Source organism: Desulfovibrio cuneatus DSM 11391 (assembly GCF_000430005.1).
Classification (GTDB): Bacteria; Desulfobacterota; Desulfovibrionia; order Desulfovibrionales; family Desulfovibrionaceae; genus Frigididesulfovibrio; species Frigididesulfovibrio cuneatus.
This window is the reverse complement of record NZ_AUCY01000034.1, coordinates 14529-36683: the sequence shown is the minus strand read 5'-3', so window position 1 is coordinate 36683 and position 22155 is coordinate 14529. Positions and strand designations below refer to the sequence as shown.

Genomic DNA, 22155 nt, shown 5'->3' with positions numbered 1-22155 from the left:
GCAGCGTATTTGTGCAGCTATGCTGCACAAATAACAAAGGCTACTTCTTGCGAAGTAGCCTTTGTTCCATGTCACGCTGCGTGTATCTACCCAATGCACGCAGCCTCTACCCAAATGTTATGCTGCACGTGCAGGTACTTTATGCCCTTCTTCTTTGGGGTCTTTCAGCCAGCGCTTAATAATACCCAGGGCTTGCTCCATGTTCTGCTCGGAAAGGTGCAGGGCGTGCACTTTAATGTCTTCAATCTTATCCAGCATGGCGGTGGCAGTTACGGCGTCTTCACTATCTTCTGCCAGAGCAAGGCGGTCGTCGGTTTGTGGCAGGCCTTCCAGTTCTTCAATCATGCGGCCTTCCACTTTGGGCCGGATAAGGGCCAGAACAACCGGGCGTACTACCATGACGAGGAAGAGGAATACCAGCAGTGCGTTGAGGAACGGTTTGCCGAAGCGCATGGCGTAATCCATAATCACGGCGCTTACCGGGGTTGCATCTGCCACGTCCACACCTTCAAAGGCAATGCTGCTTACTTCAAGGGTGTCACCGCGTACAGAGTCGAACCCAACGGCGCTGGCAACAAGCTGGCGAATGCGTTCCATTTCTTCTGCACTACGCGGGGTAAACACCATTTCGCCTTCTGCATTTTTCTCGTACGTGCCGTCAACAATCACAGCTACCGAGATGCGGCTGATGTCCCCTGAGTTGCTAACAATGTTCTGCTCTTCTTTGTTAATTTCAAAGTTGATGGTACGGCTTTCACGGCTGCTGTTCTGGTCGCTCATGTTCCCGGCGGGGTTGTCGCCGCGGAAGTTGGGGTCTGGCACGCCGCCGCCAATGGTGGCACGGCCCTGGGTGCTTTCTTCATTACGGTTTTCGCTGCGCACCACGGTTTTGTCCGGGTCAAACATTTCGCGGCGAATGGTGCGCTGGCTGAAGTCCAGGTCTGCATTGACGCGGGCAATTACCTTGCCTGCCCCAATAACCGGCATAAGCAGTTCTTCAATGCGGCGCTCCAGGTTTTGCTGGGTACGTGTTTTGTGGTCAAACTGGGTTTGCGTAAGCCCGGAAATTGAGCCTTCCACTTCTGGTTGGAACAGTACCTTGCCGCTATTGTCCGTTACGGAAACCCGTGTTCTGTCCAGCCCTTCCACAGACATGGTTACCAAGTTCACCAAAGCTTCCATGTCGCGCGGTTCCACACGGCGGCTGCCGGTAAGCTTTAACAGCACCGCAGCGGAAGGTTTTTGCTGCTCTTCAATGAACAGACTGCGGTGGGGCAAAACCAGGTGGACACGGGCACTTTCCACACCAGGAAACTGGCTGATGGTACGGCCAAGTTCCCCTTCCAGAGCGCGGCGGTAGTTCAGGCGTTGTACAAAGTCGGTTTGACCAACCTGCACATCGTTAAAAATTTCAAAGCCAATGCCGCTGCCTGTAAGCACATTTTCACCGGCAATGCTAATGCGTAATCCATGCACTTTATCTGCAGGAACCATAATGGCGGTGCCGTTTTGCTCCAGCACAAAAGGAACCTGCTGTTTTTCCAGTATTTTTACGACCCGGTTGGCGTCTTCCGGTTGCAGGTTGGCATATAAAAGAGAAAATTCCGGGCGACCCATCCAAACCATAACGCCAATAAACACAGCGATGAGAATGGTTGCCAGACCCCCAATGAACATGCGCTGGGAAAACGACACACTGGACCAGACATTCTTGAAACGTTCGATGAAATCTTGCAGCATGGGTGACATGGTAGTTTCTCCTTAAGGAGTTGCAGCAGGGTTAATTCCATGCGGTTCTGGGTAGGAACCGGGGTAAGTACATGAACCTGGCACCAGGGTTCTGGGTAGGAACCGTTTCACGTTGTCCGCGTGTGCGCTGGCCCGTTGATGCGTGTAAACCGTATAAACTCTTGATCTTGTGAAGCGCTGCATTTTTTCGTTTAGCTAGGCAAAACGGAATAAATCAGCGTTTCCCTAGAATTGGGTGCGAGAAAGTTCACGATACGCTTCAATAACCTTGTTCCGCACAGCAGATGTCATGCTTACGGCAACGCTGGCCTTTTGCATGGCAATCATCAGTTCATGCACGTTCTGGTTTTCACCAGAAGCGAAGGACTCTATCATGGCGGTGCGTTCGGTTTGCAGGTTGTTTACCTTGCCAAGGGAACTGTTCAGGGTTTCGGCAAAATTGTTTGTTGGCTGTGCCGCAGGGGTAAGTGCTGAAGCCTTGGAGGCACGCTGGGCACGCTGGAAGTTTTCAAGGGCCTGATTATAGGCCTTTAAGCCCACAGATTGAATACTCATGGTATGCTCCTTTATTTGCAAAAGTCAGAAAATTTTCAAAGCACTGATTCCATAGCATCTTGGAAACGCTCAGTTGTTTTGTTTGGCAAGGCACAAGCTTTTTGTGAAGCAGGAGTGGACTCTTCCGTCCTCGACTGTTTCAGAAAAAGTGCAGGAACGCCGCCAAACGGAATAAATCAGCGTTTCCTTAACGCCCAATATCAAGGGCTTTGGTATACATGGATTTAACGGTTTCAATGGTGGCCACGTTGGCTTCATAGCCACGTTGGGCGGTCATCATGGCAGCCATTTCTTCCACCACGTTAATGTCCGGGTAAGCCACATAACCGTCTTCATTGGCGTCTGGGTGGCCTGGCTCAAACACCAGTTTGGGGGGGCGCTGGTCCACCGCAATGCCTTGCACACGCACGCCTTTCAACTCTCTGTCCATGGCGCTGCGCATTTGCTTGCTAAAGGGTGTATCCACCTCAGTTTCTTGCATATACACGCTGCGGCGCCTGTAAGGGCCACCTTCCGCCGTGCGGGTGGTTTTGGCATTGGCCAGGTTCATGGAAATTATATTCATGTGGGTACGCTCTGCCGAAAGAGCAGAAGCGCTCACGTCAAGTGCGGTCATGAAGTCCATTATTTTTGTCCTTCTGCGATGACGGTTTTCAGCCCTTCAAAGTTACTGCGAATAACCTGGGAAAGGGCACTATATTGCAGTTGGGTTTTTGCCATTTCTGCCATTTCTTTATCAATGCTCACACGGTCTTCACCGTAAATAATGCGCGGCTTGAACGCTTTTTCAGCATTCGCGGAAAAGGTGTTGGCGTCGAACACAGAAGGCATGTGCCCTTCCTGGGTACGGCTCATTTTGCCGCGCACGTCCAGCCCAAGGGCTGATTGCAATTCTTTTTCAAACTCCACCTTGCGGGGGCGGTAGCCTTCTGTTTTGATGTTGGCAATGTTCCCGTTAATCATGTTCTGCCGTTGCAACTGCATATCCAGCACCCGGCTGGTCAGTTCAATGTGTGAACCAAAAAGGCTTTTCATACCGTTTCCTCCTTAAGGTAAAGTTATGTGGGAATTTTTTTCCCATCTGCTTTGCCAGCATTAAGCAACAAGCGTACCAAAATTAATTTATTGTTTATTTACAGTGCATTAAGCACTAAAGCCATACCCCCACACCGTTACTTGTCATAATTTTGAATACGCCCTTTATAAGGAAGGGGGCAGCAAAGAAGGAAAAATGACAGGAAAAGCAAAAACTGCCGCCTGACAACAGGACACGCCAATGCCCAAGAAAAAATTATTATTAACAATTTACCATAGTTACAACAAAACTTCGCACAAAAAGAAAAAATGGCACACGGGTTGCATAAGCTTTGGCAAGCTTGCTCGCGCCAATAAACTTTATGAAGCAGGCAAAATGCGCACAACAGCGCACAACAAGGAGGGGATTATGAGCAATCAAGTAGATTACGAAATTAACAAAGAATTGGGTGAATGCTATTTGTTTATGGGTGAATACGAAAAAGCCCAAGACTATTACCTGAAGGCCGTGAGCTGCGACAAAAGCAAGCCAGAACCTTACCTTGGCCTGGCAGCCATTGAACTGGACCGGGGCAACCTGGAACAGGCTTACTCCCTGTACACCAAAGCAAATACCGTGTGCCAAAGCGACAAAACATTGTCTGGCATGGCCATGGTGGAAGTGGAAAAAGGCGAATACGAAACAGCCTTTACCCACTATTCCCAGGCACTTTCTTACAACAGCTGCAATATGGTTGCCATTAACGGCATTGTGCAGCTTTGCTACTTCCTGAATCGCCTTGAAGAAGCTGTTCCCATGCTGGAAGCTGCCCTTCAGGAACGAAGCGATGAAGCCATTCGCTACGCATTGGCAGGTTGCTTGCTTTCCCTTGGTCGCGAAAAAGAATCTCGGGCTCAGTTAGAACTTCTTTTGGGTGAACACCCAGAGAATATCGCTGCCCAACAACTTTACGCCCACTTTGCGGCGTAAAAAAAGGCAAAACAGGCTTGCCTGATTTTGCCACATGATCCCCCCCCTCCGTAGATTTCCTGGCCTCAAGCTGGCGCGAGAGGCCAGGAAGTCAGAGAAGGGTTGGATCAAAATTGAAAAAGCGGAGAGCAAAAAGGAATTTGCGAACCCTTAGCCAGGCGAATGCGCTGGAGCGACCATGACAGACGGGTTACTTACCCCATAAACGCTGCTGATCCAGGGACGGAGAGGTGGCGTTTTTGTTTTTTAGAAACGCTCAGTTATTCCGTTTGGCGGCGTTGCTTGCTATTTTTGAAGGGGGGCAAGACCAAAGAGTCCAGCCCGCCCTTGCAAAAATAACATCGCGCCTTGCCAAACGAAAAACTGAGCGTTTCTAATAGAGTAGTTATATGATGGTGAGGGAGAGTGTGCGGCGGCACGCCGCAAGAAACCATGAATTCCCGGTTTCAAAAAAAACGCCACCACGCCGCCAGTTATTCCGTGCCGCCAAGAACAAGCAGTTTGAACCATTCCGGCATACGCACAGGCTTGCCTGTACCATTCACCAGGGCGTGCTGTGTCATGCCTGTGGCAACCAGTTGTCCGGTTTCCTTGTTAATCATTTCATACACAAACGCCATGGAAGCACCGCGCAGTTCTTCCACCGTTACCTGAACGGCTATCACTTCATCATACCGTGCGGAAGCACGGTAGCGGCAGGCGGCTTCACGCACGGGCAGGTAAATACCGCGCCGTTCCACTTCAGCATACGACATTCCCAGCTCCCGAATATACTGGCTGCGGGCACGTTCAAAAATATGCAAATATTCTGCATAATAAAGTACTCCCATGGCATCTGTTTCCCCGTAGGAAACCCGGTGCAGGTACACACACTTTTTTGCATTCACGGACATAATCACTCCTTCAATGCTGGCCATATTTTTTGTCGGTCAACATAATCACTTCGTATTACTACCCAGGCACAAACGGCAGGCAACAGCAATGTAGCCTGTTTTTTCCTGGCTGCAAACAGGCGATAACGGAGGCAATTTCCTGGCACCATACCTTGCCCACAAGAGCAAAACCCGGTATGTTCCCCAGCATCATATGCCTGTAACCGGAGTCCCCCATGCGCCGCACTGTATTTCAGCCCATTTGCACAACATTGCTCCTTGCGGGGCTGGCTTTTTCCCTTACCGGGTGTACGTTGCACACTCCCCCGGCAAAAGGCAACAAGCAAGCCCACATTATTTCCCCCATGCAAGCCAGGGGGGCGGTACGCCTTAGCCAGGAAGAAGCCGAACACATTGCCGCCCAGGCCGCTGGCCAGCTTGGCAAAAAAGTAAGCCAGCAACAGGTGGCCTTTGCCATTAGCCAAAGCCTGGCCCATGCTGCGGCCAAACCTGCAAACGATACCGCATTAAACCACCCCGGCCTTTCCCTGACATACGGCGAACTTGCAGCCACATTGCGCCACATGCAGGCTGTGCTGCCCAATGTTATGCGAGCCCCTTCCCTGCTAGCGGAAGAATTTACCTGGTACCGCATTGGGCCAGACTTTGGGGCCACAGGCTATTACGAGCCCACACTGAAGGCAAGCCGCACCCGTTCCGCTGCCTTCCCTTACCCCTTGTACCGGGTGCCCCGCGACCTGCGTAAAGGCGTGCCCTACCACACCCATTCCGATATTGACAGAAAAGGCGTTTTGCGTGGCAAAGGGCTTGAAATTGCCTGGGTAAGCAGTGAAGTGGACGCATTTTTCCTGCATGTGCAGGGTTCCGGGCGGCTCCTGTTCCCTGATGGCACCATTACCCACGTGTTGTTTGCAGACAAAAACAACCGCGCATACACATCTCTTGGCCGCGTCATGAAAGAACGGGGCTTGCTGGCCCCTGGCAATGTAAACATGAAAAGCATACGGGAATACCTTGCCAGCCACCCCAATGAGCAGGCAGAACTGCTTGACCAGAACGCCAGCTATGTGTTTTTCCGTGAGGCAAACCAAGGCCCAATTGGGGCCATGGGCAGAACCCTTACCCCGTGGATGAGCCTTGCTGTGGACAGACGCACCCTGCCCCATGGCAGCCTGACCTTTGTTGCCCTGCCCCTGCCAGACGCCCAGGGCAACATGACCATACCCTTTTATGGCCTGACCCTGCCCCAAGACGTAGGCGGGGCCATTAAAGGTAACAGAATTGACCTGTTCAGCGGTGCCGGGCCAGAGGCTGAACACGTTGCCGGGTTCCTGGATGCGCCGAGTGCCATGTTTGTGCTGGTGAAGAAGGGATTAAAGAACAGATAGCACGCCCCCCTTCCCTGTAGAAAACTAATAAGAGCCCCCCTTGCATATCAGTAATGTGCAAGGGGGGCTCTTATTAATGCGTTGAGTAAAATCGCTGCTCCCTCATAATTCCTCTAAGGACGCAGTTATTTCGTTTGGCAAGGCGCTAGCTTTTCAAGCTTTTGAGCCCACATCTTCCCTAAAGCCGACGGCAGTCGCGAGCATAGCAGCCGTGGAGCGAGGGCTGAGGGTGCGAGGTGGCTTTGCCACCTCGCACATCTCCACGAAACCCGAACGGAGAAAGGAAACGCGCAGTTATTTCGTTTGGCAAGGCATGAAGTATTTTTTGAAAGGCGGGCTGGACTCTTTGGTCCTGCCCCCTTTCAAAAAATGCAAATAACGCCGTCAAACGGAATAAATGCGTGTTTCCCTAGCAGGTAATGGAGGTAAGCAACTGATGCACCATAGCAGACTGGGCCTCTTCGCTTTCTGCCACATTGTATTGTTCCACAAAGGAAGTATAGTTTTCATACCCGGCCACGGCACCGGCACCCATTTCAATAATAATGGTGTGTTCCGTGTTTCCTGTCTGCACTATCAACGTAATGTCGTTGTTGTTGACCATGGCTTCCAGGTAGGTATCCAGGGCAGATTCTTCATCGGTAAACAACACGTCATGCAGGCTGAGTACCTGATTGTTGTCGTCTGTCACTTGAATGTTAAGGGGTTCTGCCCCTTCGTATACAAACCCGTGCACATAGGTTCCGTCTTCTGCCATTTTTGCCTGCCCAAGCAGGAGATGCTCCCCTGCACAATCGTTGAGCAAGGTATCTTCCCCGTTGGGGGAGTCAAACCACAGGTGTTGTTCCCCGGCAGTATCCGCAGCGCTTTGGTGGCTGGTGTTGTCATACAAGGCCTGGTCTGCAAACACCCCTTCTAAATGGTCTCCTGCTAAGGTAAAGGCAGCGTTGGCAGCCATGGGCGTGAGCGCGTCACCATCTGCCGGTTGGCCAAGGGTAATGTCAATGGAACTGGTGCTTTCACCGCCGTGGCTGTCGCGCACGGTGTAGCCAAAGCTTTCCATGTCATTAATGTCTGTGGCCACCTCCCCTTCGTGCAACTCATAATGGTAGGTGCCATCGGCATGCAGTGTCAGCGTGCCGTGTTCCCCTTCAATGGTCTTGAAACCATTTTCCGGAACCAAGTGGACTTGGTCGCCAACGGAAACAGACACCACCTGCCAGGAATCGCCATCCGGGTCTTGCACAGCCAGGGAACCATCAAAATAAGGAAGGTCCCCGTCCAGCGCACCAAGGCTCGCCTGGGCTTCCGGCACAAGGTTAATAATTCCGGTGGGAGCAATGCTACTACTGCCAATTTCACTCACTTCATAGGTCGGTTGGTTTTGCCCTGTTTCCACAGCCCCGGCCCTGAACTGCAAGTCGCCACCTGCAAAGTGTTCGGGCACCTGTAAGTCAAAGGAAGCGTCACCCTGTGCGTCGGCAGGTACCTTGTACACCTTGTCCCCCAGGCCTGCGGCTTGCAGTAGTGCAAGGTCGGTTATGGCAACCCACCCGGCCGGGGGAATGGCCCCTGCAGGCAAGGCTACCAGAAAGAAGTGCTCTTCCGTACCTGATTTGTCTGCAAAATCCGCAGCCAGGGTAAAGCTAACGCTGGCCACGTGCCCATCCTGTTCCACAAGCTGGCCAGGAGCCACACTTTGGTCCGTGGGCTGGTCTGTTACCGGAATAACGGGCACCTCGAACTGGCTGTCACCCACATTGCCCACTTTTTCGTAGTAGTTGGAAGACTGGGTAACAGAATCAACGGTAATTTCCAGGTTCTGGCCTTTCATTTCGTCTTTTGGCACGTTAATGCTGTAGTCCAGGCCGTCTGCAAAGTCGGCCATGCTGCTGCCATTAGGGAAGATAATGGTGACCTTAGCCCCGTTCTGCGTGCAAGTAACCCCGGCGTCCAGCGCGGCCTGGCTCAAAGTAAACGTGGCATTGGCGTTATTCAGAGTCAGGTTTACCGTTACATCGGTGCCAAGGGTGTTCGGGTTGGCCTTGTCAGCCGTAAAGGCCAGCTTGAGCGTACCCGCAAGATCCGTTCCTTCATTCACGCTGGTCTGGTCTACCGTTAACGTAAACTCTGGGCCGGAAGGGGTGCCATTATTGCCAAGAGTAACAGATTTAGTTTCATCGCTATGGATAATGGTTTCGTATGTATTGCCGCTACCAGCCCCTTCAACATTGATAATAGTCAAGGTTGCCGGCGGGTTGCTGGCCAGGCTGTTATCCGCCGTGTTCATATAGAACCATGTTGAGGTAGGACTAAAAGAAGTACCTGGCATAATCTCCAACACAAATTGCCCGGTTTCCGGATTCCAATCTTTGATTGTGGCATTGCTGCTGCAGTTTGCCGGGGCAGAATACGTACCATCAGGGTTTTGCCCAACTTGTATTGTCACTCGCATGGCCTCTACAGTAGTACCGATAGTATCTTTACCCGAAGGGTTTTGGATGGACAAGTACGTGTAGTACTTGCCCCCTTCCGTACCAGCACCATTGGAACCAAGTGAAACCGTTGGCCCACTGTCTGTGTCGTTATCTGTCACAGTCACAGTTTCTGCCGTACTGTCCTTGCTATACTTTTCATAATGTGTGTCAGAACCTGTGTCGCCCTTCAGGTCTACAACCGTAATAGAGAAGTTCGGGTTCTTGGTCACCGTGTTATCTGGCACTGTCACCGTAAAGTGAATGTCCAGGTTACCATCAGCATCTACCAATGTTCCCTTGGGAATAGAAACCGTTACCTGCCCGGTGGTTTGGTTCACTACATAGCTGTTGCCACCAAACTCAACGGTACTTGAGTATGTGCCGTTGATATTTTTGGACAATTGCAAGGTAACGTTCAGGTTCTCCACTGTGGTGTGGGTGCCGTCCGGGTTCAGGTCGCCATCCAGCATGGGGAAGTGCACGCGCACATCGCCTTCCACCACGCTGCCTTCCACCACGCTTTCGGCCACATTCACCAAAGAAGCTTCCGGCCCGTCAAACTGGGTTTTGTCGGTTTCATCCCCAATTTGGGTAACCACTTCCCTGCCGTAGCCAACAACACTGGCAGAAAGGTCCACGTTGCCCTTGGCGTAGGAAAGGTCTGCCGGGTTCACACCCACGGTATTGTACACAAGCGTTACTTCGTAATTTGGCTTACAAGAGCCTGTGTGAATAACCACATTCTGCCCATCCCAAGACCATGCACTCCTGGGTATTTCCACCCCGTCCACAATAATTTTTTGCACCAGGTCAACGCTGCTCCCACTTGCCCGCAGGTTGCCCAAGGTAAGCACAGTTTCAGTGGTTTCTGTCAGGTCGTTAAAGCTTGACCCGCCAGTCGCCGCTATCTTGAAGGTGTTGGAACCGCCGTTGCTTGTGCCCTCGGCGCTGAATTCACCAGTCCATTCACCTGCCTGATAGTTTGGTGGGTTGGAGCCAGCCAACTGCATTTCCCCACCGTTTACTTCCAGCCCAAAGGTGAAGCTGCCGGAATCGCCCGCGACACTGCTGTCTTGCACAGGGAAGGAAACTGTGATGTCTTGCGACGTGTTACCAACACCTGCTGGCATATCAATGGTCAGCTTGCCTGTGTTCAGGTCAAACTTCAGGTCATACGTTTTGCCAGCGGCCGTAATTTGGCCTGTGGCAATGCCGTTTTGGGCATTTTTCAAATCTATGGTTGCTTCGCCGCCAAAGCCGTTTACTTTAATGACGCCATTGGTGTCGAACTTGTCACTCAGGTTACTGCTGTTGCCGTCTTTCACCGTCAGGGTAATGGTGGAAGGCTCTTCAGAAGCCATGCCTGCCGTCATTTTGATGGTTGCCGTGGCGTAGTCACCTTCTTCAGCCATTGGGCCTGCCACAATGCCCAGGCGGGCACCGTCCAGCACGTCTTCCACGTTGATGGTTTTGTCGCTGCCCGGCCCAACCAGACTTTCGCTGCCGCTTGTTTCCTTAATGGCCAGGCCAAACTGTTCGGAGCCCTCTGTCAGCACATCGTTATTCAAGGTGATTTTAAACTCACCATAGGCCACACCCTTGTTCAGGGTAACCTTGAATTCCCATCCACCGTTGCCGTCTGCCGTCAACAGGTCGCTCAGGTTAGCCCCAGCAGGGCCGTCGTGCGTGTATGTTTTACCATTAACTGTCATGCTCTTGATATCATTCAGGTCAAAGCCTGCGCTTTTTGGCGTAATGACGTAGGTAATGGTCACGTCTTCCGCCACAACAGACTTGTTCACCCCGCCTGCTTGCCCACCCTGGGGCAAGGCAGCGCCACTCATGGTTTCCTCAGCAAAGTAGGTTACCGTCAGGGTGTCAGCTTCACTTACCGAACTATCGGACGTAAAGCCAATTTGCAGGGAGGTGTCTTCATCCGTAATGGTAAACCCTTGTTTGCCACCAACAATATTATTTTGGGCACTGCCCCCAAGCTCGGTCTTGCTCTTGTCTGTCAGTTCAAAGGAAACATCAAACTTTTCTGTACCTTCTGAAAGGCGGTCTTCCTGAATCATCAGATTAAAGTCTACCGTACCTGAACCTACCGGGAAGGTAATTACATTATTGCCAGTAAAGTCTGCCCCCTGCCCACCTGTTGTGCCTTCTGCATTGGTGTACCCCACCTTGAAGGAAATGGGCACCTCCGTGGTGGCCTGTACAAACTCGCCATTTACAAGCACAGGGTTGCCCTGGGGGTCCACAATCACAAGCATGGCCTTCAGGTTAAGCAGGCCTGCGTCTTCTGTGGTGCCGGTAAACAGGGTGCCGTCTTCTTTCACCAGCACAATCCCGACCCTGGTGGTATCTATAACCTCAACGGTTGCCACACCTTCGTCAATATCCAGCGGGGAACTGGGGTTGGTAATAATGGTATAAAAGCTTTCTGTACCTTCCACGCTGGTATCATCCAGTGCCACAGGCAGGTCACCCGTAACCGTACCAATTTGTGTTCCATCTTGCAGGAACACGCCATCTTTATTGATAGTAAGGGTAACATCCGTCCCGGCAGCTTTCAGGGCGTCTATATTGGTAATTTCCACATGGGCGCCACCAGTATTTGCCAAATCGCCACTCAGGCTTGCCGTGCCACCAAGGTGTTCCAAATCAAAACTAAGGGTGTTTGGCAATTTATCTGGCTGCGAAATAAGCAGATTCATGGTGTATTCAGGGCTCTCCCCATCACCTTCGGTAATGGTATTGCCCTCAAAGCCCTTAATTTCAATAATCGCCGGGCCGCTATCATTGTTCACATACACTGGCCCGCCGGAAACCTGCGTTTCCCCGCCAGTGGTATCTATTATCTGCACATAGCAGTTATTTATGTTAATTTTCTGGTCAGCCAGGGCCTTGTTCACGGCATCCGTCAGGCTTGCGTCATGCAGGTCTGCCGGTTGCACGGTAATGCTTACCTCGTGGGAGTTACCGAGTTGATCTGTTACCTGCAATTTTACCGTTACAGGCTCGGTAATGGGAGCGGTGGCATCTTCACCAATGTGTAGCGTTATTGTTCGTGCATTGTAGTCGCCGCCAAGGCCAACGGAAATGGCTGGGCCTTCCATATCATCTATAATGTTCAGGTCAGACTTGCCTTCGTCCACGATCAAGCCAGCAGGCTTGTCTGCCCAGGGCTTCACTTCTCCTGTGGCCGGATCTTTGTACATCACTTCACTGCCCGTCATGTCGGTTACAGTCAGGTTGATGTTCTCCGTGCCGTTGTCCACACCTTCTGCCACGGCCTTTTCGTCGTTGTCGTGCAGTACCACCACGTTCACGGTGCCGCTGGACTGCCCTTCATCAATAACAATGCAGAAGCCGCCTTCTTTCGGCTCGCCCCTGAAGCCTGCGGGAGCGTTGCTGGCAACCAGTTCGCCCGTTGCCGTAAAGGTATGCCAGCTACCGTTCTGGTAGGTATATACCCCTTCACCAAAAGAGTAGTCGATACCCAGTGAAGCGGCACCGCCAGCATCCAGCCACACGGTGACAGGTTCAGCAGTGGCCTTGCTCAAATTCAAAATGTATTCCACCGTGTGCAGGCGCTGTCCATCCACCACATCGTAACGGTCTGGCTCCACCAGTGACTCGTCATTCAAACCAAAGCCTTCCAGCACAGGGCCGTCGTGCACGTCAATAATATCGGCCTTGACGGTGGTGTTTTCGGTCACACCATCTGCACCATTCACCAAGCGGGATTCGTTGCTGGAAACGCCATTCAGCGTAATATCGAACTGTTCCGTGCCTTCGTCCAGGTTGTCGTTAATGGTGGTAATATTGATGTCATTGCGTTCAAAGCTAATTTCGCCTGTGTTTTCATCAATAACCAGCGTCCAGCCGCCCGGCCCACGGGTGAATGACGTTTGGTCCGTTCTGTAATCTGCATTGCGTACGGCAGAATCGTCACTAAAACCAAAATCCAAGGTAATGGGTTGGGTAGGCCCAAAGTGGTCAATAACAAATTTCTCGAAGTCGGCATCATTGGCACCGGAGTAACTGTTGCCTGTTTCAGCAGTGTACAGGGCCTTCATGTCGTCAAGGGTAATTACCTGCCCGTCGTTGCAGCCAGTGCCGTCCACCCCATTGCTCAAAATGTAGGCTTTTACGGTAACGCTTACCCCGGTTTCGCTTTTTTCAACGCCCACTGCACCCCCGTCTTTCAGGGCAAGGGCAAAGCCGTTCAACCGTGTGACATCACCTTCATCCACAATGGTGGTGGTGCCACTGTTTTTGGTGGTGGAAAGATCAAGGTCTTTGTTGCTATGCAGGTCGGTAACCGTCAGAACAAAGTTTTCACTCGGTTCCGAAACCCTGTCATCTTCGGTGATGAAGTTTATCTTCACGCCCTGGGAAAGGTCGTAGCCTTCGGCCACCTTCACAGCAAACACAACGTTATTGCCATTGTAGGTAATGCCTGTCACCTGAATATTTGGGTAATTAGCACCAAAAAGTTTCTGACTCAGCAGGGCGAACTCTTCAGGCGTATCTATCGTGGAAAGGTCGTAGGTGCCATTGCCCATATCAAGGGGCTTGCCTTCAAAATCTGCCAGAGCAAAGTCTTTTACTGTGCCATTGCCAATATTATCGCTTGTATTGCTGTCAAACTCAGCGCCTGTGGGCTTAATGGTCAGGTCGAACATAACGTCGCCTGCGGCCTTCCAGGTACCACCAACTGTTGCAGCGTTGGCATTAGCAAACTGCACGGTGTATTGCTCCACCGCCGTGCCGCCAATGCCCTCGGTGCCACCTTCCCTAATGGTATGCCCGTTGGAAAGGCTCACCTGTATGGCGTCGGAAACCGCCACATCACTGGGGTTCACCACCTGCACAATCTCGCCCTTCATGTCAAAGCCCGGCTGGCCTGCATCGCTCACGCCGTCGCCGTTTTTATCGTACGGGTTGACCAGTTCCACAGTAAAGCCCGCATCATCGCGCCCGCCGTGGTGGTCGCCCTGGTCAACGCTGAACGTTAACGAGCCATCAGCCTTCCATGAATCTTTCGGCACATACACATCGTATACGATACTGTCGCCTTTGGCCCAGCCAGCATCGTCTCCATCCACAAAAATCAGGCCCTTGTCCCCGGCAGCGGCGGAAAGGTCGTTGCCATTTACCCAGGCATTGTAAGTAGCAAGGTCGGTAATGCCGTTGGCGTTGAGGAAGCCTTGCAGGTCGGCATCACCAGCGTTGAGAGAACAGAACAGGCTGTAAGCATCCAGCCGGTATTCTTCACCGTGCTGCATACTGACGCTGTCGCTCACTTTCAGTTGCATGTGCACTGTTTCACCGGGCAACTGGTTGCCACCGTTGCCTTCGGTTGCGCCATAGCCAACCTTCAGGCCAAAGCCCCATTCTGTGTGGGTGGTATCAAAGGTACCACCAGAAAGGGTGAGCTTGCCGTCGGCCACGTCGTTAATAGTGCGTTCCGTTGTGTGTGCACCCGCTTTATCTGTAATGCTGCTTTCGTTGCCCTTTACGTCGGTTACGGTAAAGGAGAATTTCTCGTCTGCGGCTTTGTCGTCAAGGTACTGGTTGGCATTGCCGTGTTCGTTAATGTTATCGCCCTTCACATCAATGTTGGCCCACACCTTGCCTGCATCGGCGGCATTAAAGATGCCGCCCTTCAAGGTTAGGGTGTATTCCCCATTGGCATTGGGGCCACTCACCTCGGCACCTGCTGGCAAGTTCCAGCTTACGGTAAAGTCGTCGCCCAGGTCAGCGGTGCCTTCCAGCGTAATGGTAATAACCAGGTCTTCCGGCAGCACCTGGTTGCCCGTGTAGTTAGCATAGGGGTTGTTGCCTGTGCCAAAAGCGGTGCCATTCTGGGTGGTAAGGTCCACATACAGCCTGTAATCCAGCCCCTCGTTCACTTCCGCATTGGTATACGGAGTACCGCTGGTAGTGGCAAGGTGCAGACCCACTTTCAGCCCTTCCAGGCCGCCTGTTTCCGCCATTTCCGGTACGTCGTCTGTCACCGTCCCTTCTGTGTTGGCAACGTCCCCAATACGGGCTTCGCTGCCTTCCACCCCTACTATTTCCATTTTGATGCTTTCATCTGGCTTGTCAAACTTTTGCTGTTCGCTTGCGCCGAACGGGTCGTCGTTCATTTCAAGGCTCAGGTCATACTTGCCGTCTGCATCGCCAGCAGGCCCAACAGGCAGCTTTGCATCAAAGGTAAAGCCTGTGGGAGTGCCCGTGGCGGGTTGCAAGGTAATGGGCGCGTAGTTGTCGTTGCCGTCGCCGTCCGGGTCGCCAATGTTCACAAACAGCGGCCCGGCACTGCGCAAACTGGCGGTGTCCAGTTGCTTGGCAGTAAATGAGTTGCCAGACTGGGTGTAAAACTTCAGGTCATGGGCCTGGAAGGTCTCGGTAAAGTCAACCTTGATGGTGGCAACAATATCCTGCTCCAGCCCGGTGCCACTATATGGCTGTGTTTTATCGGCAGGGTCGCGCAGTTCAAGGGTAAAGTTAAGCTTGCCGTTGCTTTCCTGCACACTGCCGTAATTGGCCTTGCCAAACTCCACAAAGGGGCCGTTGTATTGAACAGGCGTATCCCCTTCAATGGTGGCCGTGGCAGTGCCACCTCCGGTGCTTTCGTTCTTGCCGTCAGTGATGACGTTCATGGTAATGGATTCACTATTCTTTTCCGTTACCATGTCGTTACTGATGGTGGCACCCACCTGCAACTTGTCTAGGTCTGCCATGTTGAACGGCGTATGCCCGGAAGGGTTGCCGCTGGCATCTACCTGCCCGTGCAGGGTAATGGTAATTTTACCATTGGCATCGGCTGTGTAAGTAAGCACACCCGCGGCCTTCAATTCGTTCAGGCTTGTAAAGTCCAGGGTATAGTCCTTGCCCAGGGTAGCCGCGCCGCCCACTTGCAAGGTTAACACCATGTCTTGCGAAAGGGTGTTGTTGTCTTCAAAGCCAGAGTATTCATTGGCCCGTGCGTGCGGGTCTGTAAGCGTTACCTGGAAGGTGAAGGTGGTGCCGGAATTTTCCGCTGCACTGCTGGCCCCATCCATTTTTATGCCCACCACAGGGCCATCTTTTTCGTTGGTGCTGGAAGCGCCATCGCTATTGGGAATGGCGTTGTCGTCGGTTATGGTAACGGTTTGGGTGCCCGTTGTGCCAATGGTGACGTTGCTTTGGCCGCCCGCATAAGTGGCATTATCCAGTTGCAGGGTAATGCTTTCATTACTTTCACTGATATGATCGTCAACAAGCCCGAACTCCAGCGGAATAGTGCCGGAAGTGCCCGCCTTGATGGTGCCCACCAAGTTAAAGCCACCGTTGCCGTCAGACTCCAGTTTCCAGCCCTCGGGCAGGGTGTAGTCTTTCAGGGCAAGGGTGTCGCCTTCCTGATACACCTGTGCAGTACCGCCCAGTTTCAGGGTCACGGTCACGTCTTCGCCAAGGGGTTTATCAAGGGTCAGGCTGGCAGTAATGTTGCCCTGGCTTTCGTTCACCGAACCAGCGGCCCAGGCAAGGGACAATTTCGGGTCAGATTCTATGGTGACGGAAGAACCGGAACCGTTGGCGCTTTCGTTGCCACCGTCAGTAGTCACGTTCAGGGTAATGGCTTCTGCGTTTTCTGCCATGGCGTCGGAAATAACATTGGCCTGGAAGGTCAACTTGCCAAGGTCGCTCACATTAAAGACAGCAGTGCCGGGGGCATGCAGGTTGCCGTTGGCATCCACTTGCCCGGTAATGGTAAAGATAATCGTATTGTCTTTCACCTCATAGCTCAGCCCTGGGATGTTATCAAAAGCAGAGGTATCCAGGGTAAAGTCGGTGCCAAGCTGTGCACTGCCGCCAAGGGTGATAGTAACAACTGTGTCTTGCGCCATAAACCCGTCACTGTCCCCAGCGTAAGTGCTGCCAGTGTGCGGGTCTTTCAGGTCCAGCTTAAATTCAAAGGAAGAATCCTGTGCCCCTTCCCAAGAGTTGCCTGTGCCGTCTGTGCGCACCACGTTGACTACAGGACCGTCTTTAGGGTGAGCCGTGGAACCGTCATCAATAAGGGTGGTATCTACAGTGCTGGCATCTGCTTTTTCTGAAACATACACACCTGTGCCACCTTCCACCTTTTCAATGGAAACGGTATACGTTTCGGTATTTTCTGTAATGTGGTCGTCATTAAAGGGCAGATTGAAGGTCAATTTGCCGTCGGCATCGCCATGGGAAATAGTTTGGGTAAAGGTAAAACTGACAGCCTTGCCATGGTTGTCGTACTGTACTGTGTAGCCATCAAGCGTTTCCAGTGCGGCTTGGTCAAAGTCTTCCAGTTTTGCAGAATCCAACGTTACTTTGATGGTCACAGTAATATCGTCGGGAATCTGCCCACCTGTAGCAATACCATTGCTCTCATCATATATATTCAGGGTGTATTCCCCTGCACCTTGGGTATTGTTTGCGTTACTTTCATACGCTTGTGCGGAACCGCTGAGCCCAACAGTAATGGGTGCGGCCTCCACGTTTATGGTCAAGGTCGATTCAGCCCTGTCGCCATCATTGTCTGTGGCGGCATACTTGCATTCCAAGGTAAAGCTGTTTTGAATGCCACCCGTTTTTTCAAACGTGTAGCTACCATCGGCTTTCAGGGTCAACGTTCCGGCGGTTGTTCCATCAGCATTCTGGTATGTGTAGGTGCCATTGTTATTGTCCACAAGGCTGCCAGAAGTGACGGTCAGGCCGTGAAACTGCACGTCTTTCAGACCGTCTGCGCCAATGGTGTCTTTACCGCCTGTTTGCCCTTCACCCGTTACCACGTTACCACTGACAGATGTTTGGCTGCCTTCGGTAAAGGTGTTGGTGTCGGGAGCAGCCGTAAGGGCGTCGTCCTGCACAGTAATGGTGAAGTTGGCATTGGCCACGTCACCTGTTTTATCCGTAACCGTTACAGGCACAGAAATTGTGTCGAAGTCTCCGTCAAACGTGCGGGGGGCTGTCAGGGTATAGGAGTACTCAACAGTGTAGGTTGCCTTGCCGTCCGCGGCGTACGTAACGGAAACAGCATCGGTAGCCGCAATGGTCAAATCGCCATTGGGCACGTTTTCCGCAGTGCCGTTCACGCTATAGCCAGCCAACTTGCCATCGGCACCGTAGTTCAGGGTAAGTACAACGCCGCCCACATTAATGGTAGTGAGCTGTTCATAAGAACTTACGGCAAGAGAACCACTGGCGTGTTCGGCATTGGAAGCGGCATTGGTGCCTATGCTATCAAGGGCGGCTTCATCCACATTCAGGTTGCTTGCCCCAGCGTCAATACTAATTTCCGGCTTCAGGTCTTCGCCTTTCACCGTAATGCTCAGGGTTGCATTGGCTGTATCGTTATCAGCATCTTTAAGAGTATAGCCCACCTTGATGGTGCCATCCAGTTCTACAACGCTCTGCCCTTTGCCTGGCACTGTATAGGTGTAGCTGCCATCTGCTTCGTTCAGGGTAAGCTTGCCGTAGTTCTGGCCGTTAGCGTCACGCAGAACAGCGTCTGCACCAAGGGTAAGGGCAACGGTAGTGCCATTTCCCAGGGTATAGGTAATTTCACCTGCCGCACTATGGAAATCAAGCCCGTCAGTGGTGGCACGGCCGTCTGCGCCAAACTGGTCGTTATCAAGCACGTTGCCGGGAACAGAGGTTTCTGAAGAGGAGGTAGTATCCAGGGCTACACTTTCATTACTGGCAATGGGGGCATCGTCTTTTATGGTAATGGTAAAGTTGCCGTTTGCCTCGTCGCCTGTTTTGTCGGTTACCGTTACAGGTACCGTAATTGTATCGGCATCTGTATCCACCGTGCGTGGGTCAGTCAGCGTATAGGAATAAGTAACAGTATAGGTTGCTTTGCCATCAGCAGCGTAGGCAACAGAAACGGCACCACTGGCAGCAATGGCCAAATCACCATTGGGTACGTTTTCGCCTGAGGCATCCACGTCATACCCGGAAAGGGTGCCGCTGGCATCGTATTTCAGGGTAAGCACAACCCCGCCCACGGTAATGGTGGTGAGTTGCTCGTAAGAACTTACGTCAAGGGAACCGCTGGCGTGTTCTGCATTAGCGGCAGCATTGGTGCCTATGGTATCAAGGGCGGCTTCATCCACAAGCAGGTTGTTTGCCCCTGCATTAATGATAACTTCCGGCTTCAGGTCTTCGCCTTTCACCGTGATGCTCAGGGTAGCACTGGCGGTATCGTTGTCAGCATCCTTCAGGGTGTAATCCACCTTGATGGTGCCATCCATTTCCAGCGCATTCAGGCTTTTGCCGGGAACGGTGTAGGTGTAGCTGCCATCTGCTTCGTTCAGGGTAAGCTTGCCGTAGTTCTGGTTAAAGGCATCACGCAGGAAGCCCTCAGCATCAAGGGTCAGGGCAACGGTGGTGCCATCTCCCAAGGTATAGGTTATTTTACCTGCCTCAGTATTGAAATCAAGCCCGTTGGTGGCGGCCCGGCCGTCTGCGCCAAACTGGTCGTTGCCAAGCACGTTGCCGGAAACAGAGGTGTCGTGCTCTCCCAGCATTTCAGACTCTGCAATTGCCGTTGGCCCGTCATCATGCACAGTAATGGTCAGGGAAGTGGTCACACTGTCCCCATCGGCATCGGTTACGGTTATCTGCACGTTAATGGGCAGCACATCGTCCGGGTTGTTTGCATCGGCATGGCGCAAGGCTTCATACTGCACAAAGGTCAGCTTGCCAGTGCCCCCCGCAAAGTTGTGGTCTGAGCTGAACACCACAAAGGCAAGGTGCTTGGTGCCACCTTCCATATAATAGCCCTGCAACACGCCATCCACCGTTTCAATGGTCAGTAGCTGGCCGCTTGCGGTATAAACCGGGTCGGTTTGTTCGCTGGAAAGGGCAATGCCGCGGCTGCCTTCGCCCAACTCAGGGGTGGTAACGTCTGTTCCCAGTGAAAAAGTAACGTCATTTTGCGTTGCTGCAACGGCAGGGGTGCTGCCAAGGCCCAGCCCGGCAAGAACGGCTTGCGCTTCGGGGGTAAGAGCGGTAACAGCCTTGTCCTGCTGTTGTAAGCCAGCGGTTTCATCAACTGGCAGCACCAAATCCTGGGAAGTAATAACAGGCTTTGATTCCTCAAAATGCACTGTCATATCTTGTGAACTGGTGGTGGCAATGTTGTTATCCTGGGTCAGTTCGCCGTCGCTGGGGTTTTCTTCCCAGGTAACACCTTTCACCGTAAGGGTGGCGTTACCGGCCGTATTGACGGCACCGCTGCCAAGGCGCTCACTCGACCATTCATTGGTATCAAAAGTCACGTCCCCTTCTACAGAGGCATTCGCTCCCTGGAGCAAGTCAGCAGAAACTTCAAACACCACATCGCCCGCACCGGCACCCATGGCTGCGAGGCGTGCTGCATCAGTAACCTGCACCCACCCTTGGGGAATGGAGGCCAGGCTCCAGTCTGAAGGGACACCACTTACCATTACAAAATGACTTTCGTCCGTATCTGCGCCGTCTGCATCGCCACCAAAAACAGCTTTCGCTTTTATGGTTACCTGCTGTTCTTCTTTCCCTGCCAAAGTGTTGCCTATGGCAGTCTGGTCTACTCCACCAACAAATGCTGCTTCCACTTCTGTGGGCTTGTCTGCCACGGCGTCCACAACAATGGTGAAACTGCCGTTCAGCGTTTGGGTAACGCCGGAAGAAGTTGCCCGTAACGTCACGCTGGCATTAATGTTCATGTCTGCGTCGCTGTTAGGCGGCGGCAGCAGGTACACCCCGTCGCCAGTAAGCTGGCTATAGGTTAAAGAAACGGCCTGACCAGCAGTTTCAATGGTAATAGTTTGCGTGGGGTTATCCGGGTTACCAATGTACACAACGGTGCCCACCGGTAACCCGGTAAGGGAAACAGAATCCACCACAGTTGTGCCCGTGCCGGAAAAGGAAAAATCCAGTTTACCAGAGGCAACGGTGGTGTCCCCCGTGTTCTGGTAGGCCATGCCGTCTTCGTACAGCCCACCGCTCACCCCAAAGGCTCCCCCCACATCAGAGGACGCATCAAAGGAAAAGGTCCCGCCAGGAACTTCAAGGGTGCCTATGCCCTGTTCCGGCTGGCTCAGGGAATTTCCCCAGCCGTCGGTGCCAAGGCTGCCCAGGCGGTCTGTTCCGCCAATAAGCGAGCCCGCGCTGTCTTCATAGCTTGTGCCGCCGCTGCTTGGGGGGCGTGCTGCCGGGCCTGCGGCGGTGCTCAAGTCCATGTCGCCATTAAGGCCTGCCAGCACGGCTTCACTGGGAACCACCTGCCCGTCGGGCAAGGCCAGCATGGGCAGCGGTTGCCCATCGGTCACAAAAAAATCGGTAATAGTAACTTTACCGCCATTATCAAGGGTAAATACAAGACTATTGTCTACACGGGTAACAGTGGCTGAGGTTGGGTCAAACTGGAACTGTACTTCTGCCCCTGCCACAGCAGGAATTGAAATCTCTTGATTTGCCTGGACGCCAGGAACAACAACAGGTGAACTATTGGCAGCTTGCTTTCCATTAGTTTGACTCATAACAACCTCCTAATTAATGCACGGCGTGTGCATGTAGCCGAGTAAAAAACATACGCTTTGCGTAGTGACTTCGGGTTCAGGTTACCGAAACGGTGACTCATATATGAGATAAAAACTTTCAAAATCTCCCCGTAAGCAGGCAGGGCCTGTGCAAAAAACAACGGCTAGAACAGATTACCGTTGAACATATCCACGCATCGCCACAAAGGGAATAAGGGTTCTCCAAAATTCAGAACACTAGCAAAATTACGCAACACACTTTGTTGGTGCCCCCTGCGCGTCCTGCGGGTCATTTCATCGTGCATTGCGCCATACTGCAATTTCTCAAAGTGTATCGCATAATAGATACATCATGTCAATCACTCTTATGAATAAACTGTAAAAGCATTCAACGAGTTACGTGCAAAACCTACTATTCAATCTGATATATAAAAGCTACATTAAAAAATACAATCACTTGAAGATGCTACCTATTTGCCAGCAATTTATTCTTGCTATATACAAATTTCTTCGCACTATGCCAAAAAATAT

The 22155-nt window shown here is 52.3% G+C and carries 8 protein-coding genes; 2 read left to right on the top strand and 6 right to left on the bottom strand.

Going from position 1 to position 22155, the window contains the following annotated elements; genetic code table 11:
• Nucleotides 1-117: 117 nt before the first annotated feature.
• From fliF to flgB, 4 genes are all read right to left on the bottom strand, one after another.
• Complete coding sequence (gene fliF, locus G497_RS0109570) at nucleotides 118-1749, bottom strand: flagellar basal-body MS-ring/collar protein FliF (RefSeq protein ID WP_027187988.1); 1632 nt, start codon at nucleotides 1747-1749, stop codon at nucleotides 118-120.
• A gap of 225 nt (nucleotides 1750-1974) precedes the next feature.
• The gene (gene fliE / locus G497_RS0109565; protein ID WP_027187987.1) at nucleotides 1975-2304 is read right to left on the bottom strand and encodes a flagellar hook-basal body complex protein FliE; all 330 of its coding nucleotides are present in this window, start codon (nucleotides 2302-2304) and stop codon (nucleotides 1975-1977) included.
• Between the two features lie 187 nt (nucleotides 2305-2491).
• Nucleotides 2492-2929 (bottom strand): flagellar basal body rod protein FlgC, encoded by a 438-nt coding sequence (gene flgC / locus G497_RS0109560; RefSeq protein WP_027187986.1) that lies wholly within the window; start codon nucleotides 2927-2929, stop codon nucleotides 2492-2494.
• The gene (flgB, locus tag G497_RS0109555; protein WP_027187985.1) at nucleotides 2929-3339 is read right to left on the bottom strand and encodes a flagellar basal body rod protein FlgB; all 411 of its coding nucleotides are present in this window, start codon (nucleotides 3337-3339) and stop codon (nucleotides 2929-2931) included. Before flgB ends, flgC begins: the two co-directional genes overlap by 1 nt.
• Nucleotides 3340-3748: 409 nt before the next feature.
• On the opposite strand from flgB, the gene G497_RS0109550 reads away from it, so the two are divergent.
• Nucleotides 3749-4309: a tetratricopeptide repeat protein gene (locus G497_RS0109550; protein ID WP_027187984.1), complete on the top strand. Its 561-nt coding sequence runs from the start codon at nucleotides 3749-3751 to the stop codon at nucleotides 4307-4309.
• A gap of 473 nt (nucleotides 4310-4782) precedes the next feature.
• Here the strand turns inward: G497_RS0109550 and G497_RS0109540 are convergent, their stop codons facing one another.
• Nucleotides 4783-5202, bottom strand: a complete 420-nt coding sequence (locus G497_RS0109540; protein ID WP_027187983.1) for an acyl-CoA thioesterase — start codon at nucleotides 5200-5202, stop codon at nucleotides 4783-4785.
• A 215-nt stretch (nucleotides 5203-5417) separates the two neighbouring features.
• Here G497_RS0109540 and G497_RS17570 point away from each other — a divergent pair, with 215 nt between their 5' ends.
• Nucleotides 5418-6590, top strand: a complete 1173-nt coding sequence (locus G497_RS17570) for an MltA domain-containing protein (RefSeq protein WP_051258011.1) — start codon at nucleotides 5418-5420, stop codon at nucleotides 6588-6590.
• Nucleotides 6591-6999: 409 nt separating this feature from the next.
• Here the strand turns inward: G497_RS17570 and G497_RS0109525 are convergent, their stop codons facing one another.
• Complete coding sequence (locus G497_RS0109525; RefSeq protein ID WP_027187982.1) at nucleotides 7000-21624, bottom strand: cadherin-like domain-containing protein; 14625 nt, start codon at nucleotides 21622-21624, stop codon at nucleotides 7000-7002.
• Between the last annotated feature and the right edge of the window lie 531 nt (nucleotides 21625-22155).